The sequence below is a fragment of the Rhizobacter sp. P3_B12 genome, assembly GCF_056402895.1.
Genome location: NZ_JBFUGN010001717.1, coordinates 1 through 604, shown reverse-complemented (window position 1 = coordinate 604; position 604 = coordinate 1). Strand labels below are relative to the sequence as shown.

The 604-nt window shown below is 70.5% G+C and carries 1 protein-coding gene; it reads left to right on the top strand.

Features of this window, described 5'->3' with window-relative positions; genetic code table 11:
* A partial coding sequence (locus AC1D01_RS37845; protein WP_477875115.1) for an MFS transporter occupies nt 1–604 on the top strand: 604 nt, incomplete at both ends.

Genomic DNA, 604 nt, shown 5'->3' with positions numbered 1-604 from the left:
GCGCCTATGTCTTCGACTTCGTCACCTTTCTCGCGGCGCTGTTCTTCATCTCCCGCATCCCGCGGGCGGCCATCGGCACGGTGGAGGCTCCGGGCGAACGTCCCCATCTGCTCGCCGACCTGGCCGAAGGCCTGCGCTTCGCGTGGGCGCGGCCTGCGCTGATGGGAACCTACATCGTGGACATCGTCGCGATGGCCTTCGCGTTCCCGGTGGCTCTGTTCCCTGCCATGGCGGCTGCCGATGGGCGCACCGAGACCGTGGGCTGGCTGCTGTCGGCGATGTCGGTCGGCGCGCTGGTCATCGGCCTCTTCAGCGGCTGGACCGGCAAGGTCGTGCGCCATGGCCGCGCGGTGGTCATCGCGGCGGCCGTGTGGGCGCTGGGCATCGTGGCGCTGGGCTTCTCGCCCAGCCTGACGCTGGGTCTCCTGTGCCTGGCAGTGGCGGGTGCGGCCGACATGGTCAGCGGCGTGTTCCGCGGCACGATCTGGAACCAGACCATTCCCAACCCGCTGCGCGGGCGGCTGGCCGGCATCGAGATGATCAGCTACCTGACCGGCCCGCTCATCGGCAACGCGCGCGCCGGCTTCATGGCCGACGCCTGGGG